General features: G+C 72.9%; 12 protein-coding genes. 9 read left to right on the top strand and 3 right to left on the bottom strand.

What is annotated here, in order from left to right; genetic code table 11:
- Nucleotides 1-66 precede the first annotated feature (66 nt).
- Nucleotides 67-1,134, bottom strand: coding sequence for a nitronate monooxygenase (locus PU704_RS15715; protein WP_277551965.1), 1,068 nt, complete (start codon nt 1,132-1,134; stop codon nt 67-69).
- Between the two features lie 127 nt (nt 1,135-1,261).
- Between PU704_RS15715 and PU704_RS15710 the strand changes: the two genes are divergently transcribed.
- The 3 genes from PU704_RS15710 (at nt 1,262) to PU704_RS15700 (ending at nt 5,508) form a co-directional block, all read left to right on the top strand.
- Nucleotides 1,262-2,725 carry an APC family permease gene (locus tag PU704_RS15710; RefSeq protein ID WP_277551964.1) on the top strand — a complete coding sequence of 488 codons (1,464 nt, stop codon included), beginning with the start codon at nt 1,262-1,264 and terminating at the stop codon, nt 2,723-2,725.
- 41 nt (nt 2,726-2,766) lie between these two features.
- Entirely contained in the window at nt 2,767-3,156 is a 390-nt protein-coding gene (locus PU704_RS15705) for a universal stress protein (protein ID WP_047805071.1), read from the top strand.
- A gap of 120 nt (nt 3,157-3,276) precedes the next feature.
- Nucleotides 3,277-5,508, top strand: a complete 2,232-nt coding sequence (locus tag PU704_RS15700) for an MMPL family transporter (RefSeq protein WP_277551963.1) — start codon at nt 3,277-3,279, stop codon at nt 5,506-5,508.
- A 25-nt stretch (nt 5,509-5,533) separates the two neighbouring features.
- Here PU704_RS15700 and PU704_RS15695 read toward each other — a convergent pair whose 3' ends face one another.
- Nucleotides 5,534-6,367 (bottom strand): phosphatase PAP2 family protein, encoded by an 834-nt coding sequence (locus PU704_RS15695; protein ID WP_255396113.1) that lies wholly within the window; start codon nt 6,365-6,367, stop codon nt 5,534-5,536.
- Nucleotides 6,368-6,785: 418 nt separating this feature from the next.
- Between PU704_RS15695 and PU704_RS15690 the strand changes: the two genes are divergently transcribed.
- The 4 genes from PU704_RS15690 to PU704_RS15675 all read left to right on the top strand — a co-directional run bounded on the left by PU704_RS15690 (nt 6,786) and on the right by PU704_RS15675 (nt 12,012).
- Nucleotides 6,786-7,115, top strand: a complete 330-nt coding sequence (locus PU704_RS15690) for a glutaredoxin domain-containing protein (protein ID WP_047805073.1) — start codon at nt 6,786-6,788, stop codon at nt 7,113-7,115.
- A gap of 149 nt (nt 7,116-7,264) precedes the next feature.
- Nucleotides 7,265-8,458, top strand: a complete 1,194-nt coding sequence (locus tag PU704_RS15685) for an ROK family transcriptional regulator (RefSeq protein ID WP_277551962.1) — start codon at nt 7,265-7,267, stop codon at nt 8,456-8,458.
- Between the two features lie 171 nt (nt 8,459-8,629).
- A complete protein-coding gene (locus tag PU704_RS15680) occupies nt 8,630-10,045 on the top strand; it encodes a sugar porter family MFS transporter (protein ID WP_075871229.1) in 1,416 nt (471 codons plus the stop codon).
- Nucleotides 10,046-10,323: 278 nt separating this feature from the next.
- Nucleotides 10,324-12,012: a thiamine pyrophosphate-dependent enzyme gene (locus tag PU704_RS15675; protein ID WP_277551961.1), complete on the top strand. Its 1,689-nt coding sequence runs from the start codon at nt 10,324-10,326 to the stop codon at nt 12,010-12,012.
- Nucleotides 12,013-12,142: 130 nt separating this feature from the next.
- Here PU704_RS15675 and PU704_RS15670 read toward each other — a convergent pair whose 3' ends face one another.
- Entirely contained in the window at nt 12,143-13,564 is a 1,422-nt protein-coding gene (locus PU704_RS15670) for an MFS transporter (protein ID WP_277551960.1), read from the bottom strand.
- Nucleotides 13,565-13,648: 84 nt separating this feature from the next.
- On the opposite strand from PU704_RS15670, the gene PU704_RS15665 reads away from it, so the two are divergent.
- Nucleotides 13,649-14,479 carry an MSMEG_6728 family protein gene (locus tag PU704_RS15665; RefSeq protein WP_047805078.1) on the top strand — a complete coding sequence of 277 codons (831 nt, stop codon included), beginning with the start codon at nt 13,649-13,651 and terminating at the stop codon, nt 14,477-14,479.
- Nucleotides 14,476-15,099 carry a LysE/ArgO family amino acid transporter gene (locus tag PU704_RS15660; RefSeq protein WP_075871232.1) on the top strand — a complete coding sequence of 208 codons (624 nt, stop codon included), beginning with the start codon at nt 14,476-14,478 and terminating at the stop codon, nt 15,097-15,099. Before PU704_RS15665 ends, PU704_RS15660 begins: the two co-directional genes overlap by 4 nt.
- The last annotated feature ends 100 nt before the right edge of the window (nt 15,100-15,199 follow it).

Below are 15,199 nucleotides of genomic sequence, written 5' to 3'. Positions count from 1 at the left end.
GCGTCACTGCGGGCGGTCGCCCGCTCCCGTCCTCCGGCGCTCCGGCGCCGGAGGACGGGCTGCCGCTCAGGTGCCGACGATCTGCGCCACCACGTCCGCCGCGGGGCACTCCCGTGCCGCGGCGAAGGCCGGACCTGCCCACAGCGAGATGGTCTCGGGGTCCCCGGCGGCCGCCGCTGCCGCCCGCAGCGGCTTCGTCAACTGGTTGACCTCCGGATATGCCGCTGGAGCAATATTCGAGTAGCGGTCGACGAACCCGTTTCGCAGGCCGCGGGCCAGGCGGCCGGAGAACGCCCGGGTCACGACCGTCTCCCGGTAGCGGCCCGAGCCGAGGGCCTCCCGGTACGCGGCGGAGGTCCCGGCCTCGTGGGTGCGCAGCAGCAGCGTGCCGACCTGGACCGCGTCCGCCCCGGCGGCCCGGGCGGCCTCCGCGTCCGCGCGCGAGGCGATGCCCCCGGCCGCCACGAGCGGGAGGTCGACCGCGGCGCGGACCGCGGCGACGAGCTCGGCCAGGGGCTCCTCGCCCGCCACGTCCTCGGTGCGGTGCGTGCCCCGGTGGCCGCCGGCGGCCGGGCCCTGCACGGTCAGCAGGCCGGCACCGGCCCGGGCCGCCGCCTCCGCCTCCGGGACCGAGGTCACCGTGACGGACGTCGTGCTGCCCACCGCCGCCAGCCGCTCCAGGACGGACGCCGCCGGCAGGCCGAAGGTGAACGAGACCACCGGCACCCGCAGCCGTTCGAGGAGCTCGAGCTTGGCCGCCCACCCGTCGTCGTCGGCCGGGTCCGTGGCGGGCAGCTCGACCCCGTGGTCCCGCGCGGTCTCTCGCAGCGCCTCCCGGTAGGCGGCGAGCGACAAGTGCACGGCCGGGTCCACGGCGGGGCCCGGCGCGGCGGTGTTCGCAGCCTGCGGCACGAACACGTTCACCCCGAACGGACCGCCCGTCAGCGCCCGGACCTCCTCGACGTCCGCCCGGACCCCCTCGGCCGAGCGGTTCCCGGCGGCGAGGAACCCCAGACCGCCGGCGGCGCTGACCGCCGCCGCCAGCGCGGGAGTCGACGGTCCTCCCGCCATCGGGGCGCCCACGAACGGCACGGAGAGATCGGACAGCCGGAAGCGGGGCGCGATGCTGGTCATGACACCCAGGCTAGGAACACGCACGGTCCGCGTCATCCCCTGCACCGCGCCCCGGCCGTGGCATAGGCTGTGCCCAGATCACCGTCCGCCCGGGCGTGGGCCGGGCACGACCGATTCGAGGCATCCGATGGCTCAGTCAGCAGACTCCAAGACCCGGTCCCGCCCGCAGCCGGAGCTCAAACGCGTGATGGGCCCGGGGCTGCTCCTGCTCTTCATCGTGGGGGACATCCTCGGCACCGGCGTGTACGCCCTGACCGGCAGCATCGCCGGGGAGATCGGCGGCGCCGCCTGGGCCCCGATCCTCGTGGCCTTCGTCGTGGCGACCATCACCGCGTTCTCCTACCTGGAACTGGTGACCAAGTACCCCGGGGCCTCGGGCGCGGCCCTGTACACGCACAAGGCGTTCGGCATCCACTTCGTCACGTTCCTGGTGACCTTCGCCGTGCTGAGCTCGGGGCTGACCTCCGCGTCCACCGCGGCCTCCGCCGTGGCCTCGAACTTCGCCCGGGGCTTCGGCCTGGACGTGGGCACCACCGGGATCACGGTGATCGCCGTGAGCTTCATCGCGATCCTGGCCGCGATCAACATCCGCGGCGTGACCGAGGGGCTGGCCTTCAACGTGGTCCTCACCTCGATCGAGCTCACCGGACTGCTCATCGTGATCCTCGTCGGGTTCTGGGCGGCGTTCCAGGGCAACGCCGACTTCAGCCAGACCGTGGTCTTCGAGACCTCCGAGGACAAGGGCATCTTCCTGGCGCTGACCGCCGTGACCTCGCTGGCGTTCTTCTCCTTCGTGGGCTTCGAGGACTCCGTCAACATGGTCGAGGAGACCAAGCACCCCAGCCGCGACTTCCCGCGCGTGATGCTCTTCGGCCTGGGCCTCACGGGCGTGGTCTACATCCTGGTCTCGATCTTCACCGTGGCGGTCGTGCCCATCGGCGTGCTCGGGGAGTCGACCACGCCGCTGCTGGACATGGTCCGGATCGGGGCCCCGAACATCCCGATCGACACCATCTACCCGTTCCTGACGATCTTCGCCGTGGCCAACACCGCGCTGATCAACATGCTCATGGCCTCCCGTCTGCTCTACGGCATGGCGCGGCAGGGGGTGCTGCCGGACTTCCTGGGACACGTGCTGCACGGCCGCCGGACCCCGTGGTCCGCGATCGTGTTCACCACGCTGCTCGCCATGGGCCTGATCGTGGTGATCAACAACCTCCTCGGCAGCGGGACGGCGAGCGCCCTCGGCGGCACCACCGCACTCCTGCTCCTCGGGGTGTTCACCATCGTGAACATCGCGGCGATCATCCTGCGCAAGGACCACGGACCCACCCACGACTACTTCCACGCCCCGCGGGTCCTGCCGTACCTGGGCGCGATCACCTGCGCCTACCTGGTGGGGCCGTGGGCGCAGGATCTCATCGAGTACCAGATCGCGGTGGTCCTGCTGCTGATCGGCCTGGGCCTGTGGATCGTCAACTTCCTCTACGACCGCCTGTTCCTCGGCCGCAAGGTACGGTTCGAGAACCCCGAGGACCTCGCCCGGCTGGAGGACGAGCCCGAGGGCGGGGACCCGCACCACACCCTGTGACCCGGTCCGCCGTTCCTGGCGGCCCTACGCGAGGAGAGACCGTGACCGTCGTCGTCGGATACATGCCCACCGCCCCCGGACACGCGGCGCTGGACGCCGCGATCCGTGAGGCCGAGCGCCGGGGCACCGACCTCGTGGTGGTCCAGCCGCGGCCGAAGCGCCACCAGACCCCGGAGGTGGGAGCCGACATCGACGTGGAGCGGGAGAAGCTCACCCGCTCGGGGCTGCGCTACGAGCTGCGGGAGCCCGAGCACGACAGCGACCCCGCGGACGTCATCCTCGACACCGCCCGGGAGCGGGAGGCCGAGCTGATCGTGCTCGGCATCCGCCGCCGCTCCCCCGTGGGCAAGATCATCATGGCCAGCACCGCCCAGCGCGTCCTGCTCGAGAGCCCCTGCCCGGTGCTGAGCGTGAAGGCCGTCTACGACTGAGCACCACGTGTTATTTCTGTTTTCGAAATATTAGGCTGGTGCCGGACCCGGGTCCGGCGGCCGCCGGACCGGGCCCGTCCCGACGTCGGGACCGCTCCAGCCGCTTTCGAAAGGCCCGCCATGCCCTCCACCGCCCCCACCAGGCCCCGCCCCGCCCCCTGGTCCGGCGACACCCGGCCGCCGCGTCGTTCCCGCTGGACCACCCTGCTGCGCGTGCTCCTGCCGGCGCTGCTCATCGTGGGGTGGCTGGCCGTGGCCGGCGTCGGCGGGCCGTACTTCGGCAAGATCTCCGAGGTCTCCACGAACGACCAGTCCAGCTTCCTGCCCGAGTCCACCGAGTCCACCCGCGTCACGGACCTGCAGGGCGAGTTCCGGGACTCGGACGCGATCCCCGCGATCGTTCTCCTCGTGCGGGAGGGCGGCCTGGAGCCGGCGGACCGCGCGTGGGCGGAGGAGACCGTCGCCTCCGTGCAGGACGGCGGACCGGTCGAAGGACGCCTCTCCCCGCCCATTCCGTCCGAGGACGGCGAGGCCCTCCAGGTCGTGGTGCCGCTGCCGGACGGTGAGGTGGTCAAGGACGTGGAGGCGCTCTCGGACCGTTTCGCGCAGGACCGCCCGGAGGGGCTGCAGGCCTACGTCACCGGTCCCGCCGGGTTCACCGCGGACCTCGTGGCCGGCTTCGAGGGCATCGACGGGCTGCTGCTGGGCGTGGCGCTGGCCGTGGTCTTCGTGATCCTGCTGGTGGTCTACCGCTCCCCGGTCCTGCCCGTCCTCGTCCTCCTGACGTCGGTCTTCGCCCTGAGCGCCGCGATCCTGGTCGTCTACTGGCTGGCCGCCAACGACCTCGTGACCATCAGCGGCCAGGTCCAGGGCATCCTGTTCATCCTCGTGGTGGGTGCGGCCACCGACTACTCCCTGCTGTACACGGCCCGCTACCGCGACGCCCTGCTGCACCACCGCGGCCGGGCCGAGGCGACGCGGGCGGCGCTCAAGGGGTCCGTGGAGCCGATCGTCGCCTCCGGCGCCACGGTCATCGCCGGTCTGCTGTGCCTGCTGCTGTCCGATCTCGCCTCCAACCAGGCACTCGGCCCGGTGGCCTCGGTCGGCATCGTGATGTCGATCCTGGCGGCCCTGAGCTTCCTGCCCGCGGTGCTCTACGCCACCGGCCGCGGCGCCTTCTGGCCGTTCCGGCCCCGCTTCGACGCCTCCGGGACCGAGCGCGTGCGCGTGGTCGGCCACGGGACCGGCCACCGCCCCACCGTGGAGGGCCGGGGCGTCTGGGCGTCCGTGGCCCGCTTCGTGGCCCGCGCCCCGCGGGCGATCTGGGTCGTGACCACGGCGGTGCTGCTGGTGCTGGCCGGGTTCAGCACCCAGTTCCAGGCCACGGGCGTGGAGCAGAGCGAGCTCGTGCTCGGGGAGTCCCAGGCCCGGGACGGCCAGGAGGCCCTCGCGGAGCACTTCCCCGGCGGCTCCGGCAGCCCGGCGGTCGTGCTGGTGCCCACCGGGTCCCTGGACGCCGCGGTCGCGGCGGTCGAGGACACCGAGGGCGTCGCCGACGTGGCCGCCGTCGCCAACGACTCGCCCTCCGGGATCCTCCCCCTGGGGGAGGACGCGCCCCCGCCGGCCGGCCCGTTCGCCGGCGTGCAGCCGACCGAGGCGGAGGGCCTGTACCAGCTGCAGGCGACCCTGTCCGACGCCGCCGACTCCCCTGCCGCCGAGCAGACCGTCCGCGAGCTGCGGGAGAACCTCTCCGCGGTGGACGAGGAGATCCTGGTGGGCGGGACCACCGCGACGAACCTCGACACCAACGAGACCTCGATCGCCGACCGCACGCTGATCATCCCGGTGATCCTCGTGGTGATCACCCTGATCCTCATGCTCCTGCTGCGCTCGGTCCTTGCGCCCGTGCTGCTGATCCTCACGACCGTGATCTCGTTCTTCTCCGCCCTGGGCGTCTCCGCGCTGGTGTTCGAGCACGTCCTGGGGCTGCCCGGCGCCGACCCCTCGGTGCCGCTGTTCGGCTTCGTGTTCCTCGTGGCCCTGGGCATCGACTACAACATCTTCCTGATGTCCCGGGTGCGGGAGGAGTCCCTGGCCCACGGCACGCGGGCCGGCATCCTGCGGGGACTGACCCTCACGGGCGGGGTGATCACCTCCGCCGGGATCGTGCTGGCGGCGACGTTCGCGGCCCTGGCCGTCATCCCGATCATGTTCCTGGTGCAGCTGGCGTTCATCGTGGCGTTCGGAGTGCTGCTGGACGCGCTGGTCGTCCGCTCGCTGCTGGTGCCCGCCCTGACCTACGACATCGGGCGGGCCATCTGGTGGCCCGCCCACCGGCGGATCGAGCCCTGAACCGGCGGCGCCCCGCGTCGTCCGCTCAGGCGGCGTGGTGGCCGGAGCGGCGGGCGACGACGGGGATCCGGTTCGTCACCGGACGCGCCTCCTCCTCGGGCGCCGGCTCCTCCTCCGGCGCCTGCTCGACGGCGTCCCACTCGGCGCCCTCCTGCTGCCAGCCGAACCCGAAGGCCAGCGCGGGGACGAGCAGGTTGGCCAGCCCGCAGCCCACGGCGAGCCCGGCCCACGCCACGGGGAACGAGGCGAGGACGTCGAGCGGGTAGTGCACGCCCAGGTAGAGCCGGGAGACGCCGACCAGGGCGGCGACCCCCACGCCCGTGGCCAGGACCGCCGGTGCCCGCCCGGACCGGCGCACCGCGAGGCAGAAGGCCGCCGCGATCGCCAGGGCGGCGCCGGTGTGCCCCGAGGGGAAGGACGTGATGCCGTCCACCAGGACGAGCGGCTCGGTGAGCGTCGCCGCGTCCGGGCGGGACCGCCCGACCGCCACCTTGGCCACGGCGACCGCGCCCCAGCCGCAGAGCGCGGTGACGGCGAACCCGGCGGCGTCCCAGGGGCGCCGCCGGCTGCGGGCGAGCCAGGCGGTGAGGGCGACGATGACGGCGAACGCCCCGGGGGTGGAGAAGGCGTGGTGCAGGGCGAGTGCCCCCAGGTCGAGCACGCCGGAGCGTGCGACGTCGAGCCGCTGGAGGACCTCGGTCTCCCGAGCCGCAATCCCCGGCGAGTACACCAGGAGCCGTCCCACCGTCGCCGTGGCGAGCACGACGATGAAGGGGACGACCACCCACTGGTGCAGCTGGGGCAGGGACCAGGTGGAGCGGGCCGGCCGGGGGGAAGAGTGCTGTGCCGGGAATGCCATGGTGCCCACCATGACATACACCACGTGGGCTCGATGGCCGAGCGGGCCTGTGACCAGGGGCTTCGCAAAGATTTCGCCGTCCGGACCCAGAGAATGACAAATCATGAAGCTGTTCGGGGGACAAACGGTGCCGGCACGCCGGCACGACGCCAGGTGTCAGGACGTCGCTCGTCCAGGGACGGCGCAACCTTCTCGAGGTGATGGAGCAGCGGCGCACTCGTTTCACGTGGAACGGACGGTGAATCCCCACGCCGAACAATGCTTGTGAGTTGTTTCGTCGACTGCGCCCCGGTGCAGGGCGGGCCATCAGTTCCGGCCCGGGCGTCCCCCACTCAGGGGACAATGACGTGCTGCGGGAGCCGCACTAGACTGATCGGTCAACCAGGCCCCGCACCACCCGACCGACGATGGAGCACCCGTGTTCAAGAAGGACCCGTCCCGCCGCGCCCGACAGGCCGTCTCCCACGCCGAGGCCGTGCAGCACGTGGCGGAGGGAGGGGTCGCGATCTACTGGCGGCCCGGCTGCCCGTTCTGCAGCATGCTGGAGCGCGGTCTCGCGGAGGACGCCGACCGCGCCACGTGGACGAACATCTGGGAGGACCGCGACGCCCAGGCGTTCGTCGAGTCCCTCAACGACGGCAACGCCACCGTGCCCACGGTGGTCACCCGCGACGAGCACTTCGTGGCGGCGTCCCGCGAGCAGGTCGCCCTCACGAGGGCCCTGATCGCGAATTCCGCCGACCGCTGAGCAGCAGCTCCCGGCGCGCCGCCGCCGGCGACCGGCCCGCGGAGTGCCACCGGTGCGGTCCGCGGGCGATGGCCGACCCCTGTCTTCAACCTATGAATGGTGAGTAGAATCACTCATCGTCACATGTTCACCGGCGAAAGAGGACGACGATGTCCGAGTCCGCTGAGCCCCGCGCCAAGCCCGGCTCGCAGACGTCCCTGCGCAACGCCAACCAGCGCCGCGTGCTCGACACCGTGCGCCGCAACGGCCACCTGACGCAGGCTCAGATCTCCCGGCGCACCGCCCTGGCGCCGTCGACGGTCTCCAACATCGTGCACGAGCTGATCGGCGCCGGACTGCTGGTCATGGAGGCCGACAACGCGGGCCGCCGCGGTCAGCTGATCAGCTTCAGCGGCTCGGCCGGCCACGTGGTGGGCATCGACGTGGGGAACCGGCACCTCACCGTCGCGGTCGCCGACCTCAACCAGCGGATCCTCGCCCAGCGGCGCCACGACCTGCCCGCAGGGCACCGCTTCGCCGACGACCTGGAGCTCGCGGGGCGAGCCCTCGACGATCTGCTGGACGGCCTCGGCACCGCCCGCCCGGAGCTGCTCGCCGCGGGCCTCACCCTGCCGGCGCCCGTCGACCTGGACGGCCGGCTGATCAGCGCGAGCGCGATCCTGCCCGCCTGGAGCGGGATCGACGTGCGCGAGGAGGCCGGCCGGCGGCTCGGCCTGCCCGTGGTGGTCGAGAACGACGCGAACGCGGGTGCGCTGGGCGAGCACGCGTGGGGCGCGGGGCGCGGGGCGCGCAACATGGCCTACATCAAGATCGGCCACGGGGTGGGTTCCGGCCTCATCCTCAACGGCACCCTCTTCCGCGGCGCCACGGGGTCGGCGGGCGAGATCGGCCACTCGACCGTCGACGAGCGGGGCCGGGTGTGCCGGTGCGGCAACCGTGGCTGTCTCGAGACCTACGTCTCCTCGGAGGAGACCACGCGGCTGCTGACCGACACGCACGGCCCGGACCTCACGATCCCCGACCTCGTGGCCGCCGCGGCCGCCGGGGACGTCGGCTGCGCCCGGTTCATCGGCGACACGGGACGGATGCTGGGCACCAGCGTGGCCAACCTGTGCAACATCATCAACCCGGAGCTGGTGGTCATCGGCGGGGAGATCTCCCGCGCCGGGGACCTGCTGCTCGACCCGCTGCGCGAGATCGTCTCCCGCTACGGGGTCCGCGGCAGCGTGCAGGACCTGCGGATCGAGGCCGCCCGGCTCGGCATCCAGGCCCATGTGGCGGGCGCCGTCATCCTGGCCCTGCAGCACGCGGAGCTGCCGGCCGGGGCCGGGCCGACCCGCTGAGGAGGGCGGCGCGTCCATCGTGTTCAACTAATGGACATCCAGTGCGCCGAGTTCTACTGTGGACCGGACCACAAGATCCCCTCGACGTCGGCCGGTGCGTCCGTCCCGGGGCGCGGAGGCCGGCCGGCACGCCGGACCCCGCCGATCTCACACCAGCAAGGGAGCTGTTCGATGAGTCAAGACGCAACGACCCCGACGGTGGCGGAGCATCCCAACACCTCGGCCGTCCTCAGGATCAGCATCATCGCCGCCTTCGGCGGCTTCCTCTTCGGCTACGACTCCGCCGTCATCAACGGCGCGGTCTCCGCCATCCAGGAGGAGTTCGGGGTCAGCCCCGGCCCGCTCGGGTTCGCCGTGGCCTCGGCGCTGCTCGGCGCGGCCGCCGGCGCCTTCTTCGGCGGACGGATCGCCGACCAGCTGGGCCGTGTTCCGGTCATGAAGATCGCCGCGGTGCTCTTCCTCGTCAGCGCGATCGGCTGTGGCGTGGTCGACAGCTTCGGCTGGCTGATCTTCTGGCGCATCGTCGGTGGTGTCGGCGTGGGCGTGGCCTCCATCATCGCCCCGGCCTACATCGCCGAGATCGCCCCGGCCGCCGTGCGCGGACGCCTGGGCTCGCTGCAGCAGATGGGCATCGTGCTCGGCATCTTCGTCTCCCTCGCCGTGGACGCCTGGCTCGCCGCCCTGGCCGGCGGCTCCACCCAGGAACTGTGGTGGGGGCTCGAGGCCTGGCGCTGGATGTTCATGGCCGAGGCCGTCCCGGCGCTCGCCTACCTGATCGGCGCGTTCACGATCCCCGAGTCCCCCCGCTACCTGGTGGAGGACGGCCGTTCCGACGAGGCCCAGGCCGTGCTGGCCAATCTGCAGGGATCCGCGTCGGCGACCGAGCGCGTCCGCCTGATCAAGGAGTCCCTCCGCAGCGAGCACAAGCCGCGGCTGTCCGACCTCAAGGGCCGCATGGCCGGTCTGAAGCCCATCGTGTGGGTCGGCATCGGCCTGGCCGCGCTGCAGCAGTTCGTGGGCATCAACGTGATCTTCTACTACTCCAACGTGCTGTGGCAGTCCGTGGGCTTCACCGAGGCGGACTCCTTCACCATCACGGTGATCACGTCGGTCACCAACGTGGCCGTCACCATCGTGGCGATCGCCCTCGTGGAGCGGGTGGGCCGCCGCCGGCTGCTGCTCATCGGCTCGACCGGAATGGCCCTGTCCCTCGGCACCCTCTCCGTGCTCTTCGCCACCGCCGACGTCGTGGACGGCTCGCCCGTGCTCGGCCCCACCGCGGGCCCGGTGGCGCTCGTGGCCGCCAACCTGTTCGTGATCTTCTTCGGCGTCTCCTGGGGTCCCATGATGTGGGTGCTGCTCGGCGAGATGTTCCCGAACCGCATCCGCGGCGCCGCGCTGGCGGTGGCCGGCTTCGTGCAGTGGATCGCCAACTGGCTGGTCACCGTGACCTTCCCGGCGCTGGCCGCCTTCTCGCTGGGCGTCGCCTACGGGCTCTACACGTTCTTCGCGCTGGTCTCCCTGCTCTTCACGCTCAAGATGGTCCGGGAGACCACCGGCATCGAGCTGGAGGACATGCAGGACTGAGCCGGCCCCGCAGCTCCGCGGACGACGGCGGTCCGCCTCCCCTTCCGGGGAGGCGGACCGCCGTCGTTCCCGGCGACCGTGGCCCCTCTCGAGGCTTTCCGCCGCACGGCGCCGGACCGGGGCCGTGCGCTCTTCGTTACCCCTCGGTGACTGTCAGGACACGAATCGCCGCCGACTTCGGGTATTTTCGGGACAGCTGTGTGCGGCCCGGGCCCCCGGAATGGGCCCCGCTCCGCCCAGTCGCACCGCTCCATTTTCAACGGCGAAAAGGAACCACGTTGACCCAGACCACTGCGGATCCCGCATCCCCTGCTGAGACCACTGCCCGGAAGTCGGCGGGCCACGTGATCGTGGACACGCTCGTGGCGCACGGGGTGGAACGCACCTACGTGGTCCCGGGGGAGTCCTATCTCGACGTGCTCGACGGGCTGCACGACTCCCCGATCGCCACGGTGGTGTGCCGCCACGAGGGCGGGGCGGCGTACATGGCCGAGGCCGACGGGAAGATGAACCCGGTGCCGGGGGTGGCGATGGTGACCCGCGGGCCCGGGGCGGCCAACGCCCACGTGGGACTGCACACCTCCTGGCAGGACTCCACCCCGATGGTGCTGTTCGTGGGGCTGATCCCCTTCGAGCACCGGGACAAGGAGGCCTTCCAGGAGTTCGACCCGCACGCCTGGTTCGACTCCGGGGCCAAGCGGGTGATGGTCCTGGACCACGCCGAGCGGGCCTCCGAGATCGTGGCCGAGGCGATGTTCGCCGCCGCCTCGGGCCGTCCCGGGCCGGTGGTGGTGGGCCTGCCCGAGGACATCATCCGCACGCAGATCGACCCCACCCTGCACCCGCCGATCCCGGTGGCCCACGGCGGGATGACGGTCAACGACTGGAAGGCGCTGCGTGATGCGCTCTCGGCGGCCGAGAAGCCGCTGTTCGTCACCGGCGGCAACGACTGGACCCACGCCGGCGCGGCGGGCCTGACCACCTGGCTGGAGGAGCACCACCTGCCGGCCGCGGCCGAGTGGCGCACCGAGGGCACCGTGGGCTTCGACTCCCCCTCCTACGTGGGCCCGATCGGCTACGGCCGCCCGCAGGCCACCTTCGAGATGCTGGAGGAGACCGACCTGCTGGTCTTCGTCGGCACCGTCCCGGGCGATGTGATCACCAACGGGTTCCTGGTCCGCCAGGACTGGGCGAAGAAGAACTTCCTGGTCACCATCGACCCGTCCCTGCGCGGGCGCTCCGGGCCGGTGTCCTACCAGATCGTGGCGAAACCGGACGTGTTCGTGCGCGACCTGGTGCGCATCGACCTGCCGGCCAAACCGGTCTGGAAGGAGTGGACGGCCCGGCTGCGGGCCAAGCAGGTGGAGTTCTCCGCCCCCGCCCCGATGGTCACCGACCGGACCCCGGGCCAGGCACCGGCGCGGATGGACACGCTGATGGCCCACCTGGTGACCGGTCTGCCGGCCGATGCGATGGTGACCTTCGGGGCCGGGGAGCACACCAACTTCGCCCACCGGTACTTCCCCACCCGCGGGTACGCCTCGATGATCTCCGCGCGCAACGGCTCGATGGGCTACTCGGTGCCCTCGGCGGTGGCCGCCTCGCTGCGCTACCCCGGCCGGCGGGTGGTGACCATCGCCGGGGACGGGGAGTTCCTGATGAACGGCCAGGAACTGGCCACCGCCGCCCAGTACGGGGCCACCCCGCTGGTGATCGTGATGGACAACCAGGAGTACGGCACGATCCGCACCCACCAGGAGCGCGACTACCCGCACCGGGTCTCGGGCACCCAGCTCAAGAACCCGGACTTCGCGCTCATGGCCAAGGCCTTCGGCGGCTACGGGGTGCGCGTCGAGCACGAGGCCGAGATCCCCGGCGCGCTCGAGTCCGCCCTGACGGCGATCGACGAGGACGGCACCTTCGCCCTGATCCACCTGCTCGTCGAGCAGCGCGTGAAGGCCTACTGACCCGGCCCCGGCGGGGTCGGTCCCGCCCGGGTCGTCCCGGGGCGCCGGCGGGTGCGCCCGCGCCCCGGGCGGAGCCGGTCCGGCGGCGGAGGGTCGGTCCGACGACGGCGGCCACAGCGGCCCGGGCGTCTCAGCCCGCCAGGGGATGCGCCAGCTCGTCCTGGCGCATCCGGCCGGCCCACAGTGCCACGAACCCCAGCACGGGGGTCAGCACGGCCACGGTCCAGAAGATCACCGGCAGCGGCACGACCTGCGCGACGGGCCCCGCGATCGCCATCGACACCGGCATGAGGGCGATGGAGACGAAGAAGTCGAGGCTCGAGACCCGCCCGAGCATGTGCCGCGGAACCCGGCGCTGCAGGAGCGTCCCCCACAGCACCATGCCCGCGCCGTCCCCGGCGCCGACGCACGCGAGGCACAGCGCCATGACCCAGAACGACTCCGTGGTAGCCACCAGGCCGAACGGCAGCGTCCCGAGCCCCCAGAGCCCGATCATCCAGCTGAGGTAGCGCCGGGGCAGGGGCAACGAGGCCACCACCAGCGAGGCCAGCGCGCTGGCCCCGCCGTAGCACGCCAGGAGGTAGCCGAAGGTGGCGGCGTCCCCGCCCAGCCGGTCCCGCACGAGGAAGGGGACGAGCACCTCCAGGGGCCCCAGCAGCAGGAAGACCGCGCACACCGCCCACAGCAGGGTCCACAGCAGCCACGGCGTGTGCACGGTGTAGCGCACGCCCTCCATGAGGTCGCGCCGCACGGACGCGAACACGCCCCCGGACGGCTCCGCCGCCCCTGCGGAGGCCTGCGCGTCCGGCGCCGAGCCGACGACCGGCTCCGCCGCCGACTCCGCACCCGATGCCACGACCGGCTCCGCCGCCGAGGCCACGACCGGCTCCGCCGCCGAGGCCACGGCCGGGTCCGCGAGCGGCGCCCGGGCCGCCGGGCCCGTCACGGGCAGCGCCTCCCGCTCGGGCACGTGCAGGCGCAGCAGCAGCACGAGTGCCGCGAGGTGGCACGCGGCGATCAGGGCGACCGCCCCGCCGGGAGCCAGGAGCCCGATGAGCACGCCGGCCACCGCGGGGCCGGCCGCCTGCTGCAGCAGCGGGCGTGCCGTGCCCTCCACCCCGTTGGCGGCGAGCAGCTGCCGGGCGGGCAGCACCCGGGGCAGGGCGGCCGAGTAGGCCGGGTAGAAGAAGCCGACGCCGGCGCCGAACACGAACGCCGCGGCGCCGAGGTGCCACAGCCGCAGCCCACCGGTCAGGGCGAGCACCGCGACCGTTGCTGCCGTGAGCGCGTTCGCGGTCTCGACCAGGCGCAGCAGGGCCGCCAGCGGGAAGCGGTCCGCCGCGATGCCGCCCACGAGCACGACCACGAGCATGCCCAGCGCACCCACGGCCGTCACGGCCGAGAGGTCCACGGCCGTCCCGTCCAGTTCCAGGACCTGGTTCACCAGGGCCACCGCCCACATCCCCGCGCCGAAGACGCTGACGAACATCGCGAAGGCGAGCACACGGTACTCGCCGAGCCGGAAGGGCTCCAGCGCGCGGGGGAGGGGCATGGTGCCAGTCTACGGAGTGGCCCGCGGGGCGCCACGCGGCGGCCACGGTGGTGGCCACGGTCCGGTCCGTAGCAGACTGGGGCGGTGCAGACCTTCCTCCCCTACCCGGACTTCGCCCGCTCCGCCCGTGCCCTGGACCGCAAGCGGCTCGGCAAGCAGCGGGTGGAGGCCCTCCAGGTGCTGCGCGCGGCCACGGTTCCCGGCTACGGCTGGTACCGGCACCCCGCCACGGCGATGTGGACCGGGCACGTCCCCGCACTGGTGGCCTACGGGCGGGCGATGGTCGACGAGTGGACCGCCCGCGGCGGGGCCGACAGCACCGCGTGGCAGATCCGGGAGTTCGCCCCGGAGGCCTGGGACCGGTATCCCGACGACGGAGTGGCGCACCCGCCCCCGTGGCTGGGCGACGCCGCGTTCCACCGCTCCCACCGGTCCAAGCTGCTGAGCAAGGACGAGGAGCTCTACCGGGACGTGTTCCCGGACGACACCGCCGGCCTGGACTACGTGTGGCCGGAGCCCGCGCAGGCCCGCACTCCCCCCGCCGAGCCGCCGCACGGCCGGCGCGCCTGGGTCCTGGCGCCGGGGACGCACGAGGCCGCCGGCGGCGCCGTCCTCGTCCCGTTCCGCGTCCCGGAGGGGGTGCGGGAGAACCACTGGATGGCGGCGGTGGCGCGCGTCGAGCAGGAGCTGCAGGAGGGTGAGCCCGTGCTCCTGCTGCACGGGCCGCCCGGCCCCGAGCAGCTCGTGGAGCGGACCGTGCTGCGCGAGAACGTGCACCACGCCGTCGCGGGGTTCTCCCTCGAGCTCGAGCCCGGGGAGCGGGTCCTGCGCCGGGAGCTGCCGGCCCCCGCACGGCTGCAGTCCCCGCGCCCGGTCTTCGCCGTCCCCGCCGAGGCCGTGGGCGCCGGCGCGTGAGCCCCGCCGCGGTGCTCGGCCCGGCCCTGCTGGGCCTCGGCTCGGGCCTGGCCCTCATCGTGGCCATCGGGGCGCAGAACGCCTTCGTCCTCCGCCAGGGCCTGCGCCGGCAGTTCGTCGGCACCGTGGTGGCGCTGTGCGCGGTCTCCGACCTGATCCTGATCGCCGCCTCCGTGGCCGGCACCTCCCTCCTGGAGCAGGTGGCGCCCTGGCTGATGAGCGCCCTGCGCTGGGCCGGTGCGGTGTTCCTGCTCGGCTACGGGCTGCTGGCCGCCCGGCGGGCACTGCGCCCCGCGGGCGGCCTGGTGGCGGCAGGGGCGGCGCCGCCCGGCCGCGGCCGGGTGGCGCTCACCGCGCTGGCCCTGACCTGGCTCAATCCCCACGTCTACGTGGACACCGTCCTGGTCATGGGCTCGCTGGCCAATGCGCAGGGCGAGCAGCTGCGCTGGTGGTTCGCCGCCGGGGCGATGACCGCCAGCGTGCTGTGGTTCGGCGGTCTGGGATGGGGAGCCACCCGTCTGCAGCGGTTCTTCGCGTCGCCCGTCTCCTGGCGGGTCCTCGACGGCTCGCTCGCGGTGCTCATGCTCGTCCTGGGCCTGGAGCTCGCGCTGGGCGCCTGACGGGCACCCGCACCCGGCAGGTGCGCCGCGCCCGCCATTCATCTCCTGTCATGGGGGATCACCGAGACAAAGGGTCGGTAGCATGTCACTCACCCGGCGC

Source organism: Kocuria oceani, from assembly GCF_029524215.1.
In the GTDB taxonomy this organism is placed as follows: Bacteria; Actinomycetota; Actinomycetes; order Actinomycetales; family Micrococcaceae; genus Kocuria; species Kocuria oceani.
The sequence above is the reverse complement of the archived record's forward strand: the minus strand, read 5'-3'. Positions and strand labels throughout refer to the sequence as shown.

Excerpts from the sequence above, each read along its gene's own strand:
- PU704_RS15695 (WP_255396113.1), bottom strand. The coding sequence starts at position 6,367 with ATGGCATTCCCGGCACAGCACTCTTCCCCCCGGCCGGCCCGCTCCACC.
- PU704_RS15685 (WP_277551962.1), top strand. The coding sequence starts at position 7,265 with ATGTCCGAGTCCGCTGAGCCCCGCGCCAAGCCCGGCTCGCAGACGTCC.
- PU704_RS15710 (WP_277551964.1), top strand. The coding sequence starts at position 1,262 with ATGGCTCAGTCAGCAGACTCCAAGACCCGGTCCCGCCCGCAGCCGGAG.
- PU704_RS15670 (WP_277551960.1), bottom strand. The coding sequence starts at position 13,564 with ATGCCCCTCCCCCGCGCGCTGGAGCCCTTCCGGCTCGGCGAGTACCGT.
- PU704_RS15715 (WP_277551965.1), bottom strand. The coding sequence starts at position 1,134 with ATGACCAGCATCGCGCCCCGCTTCCGGCTGTCCGATCTCTCCGTGCCG.
- PU704_RS15700 (WP_277551963.1), top strand. The coding sequence starts at position 3,277 with ATGCCCTCCACCGCCCCCACCAGGCCCCGCCCCGCCCCCTGGTCCGGC.
- PU704_RS15680 (WP_075871229.1), top strand. The coding sequence starts at position 8,630 with ATGAGTCAAGACGCAACGACCCCGACGGTGGCGGAGCATCCCAACACC.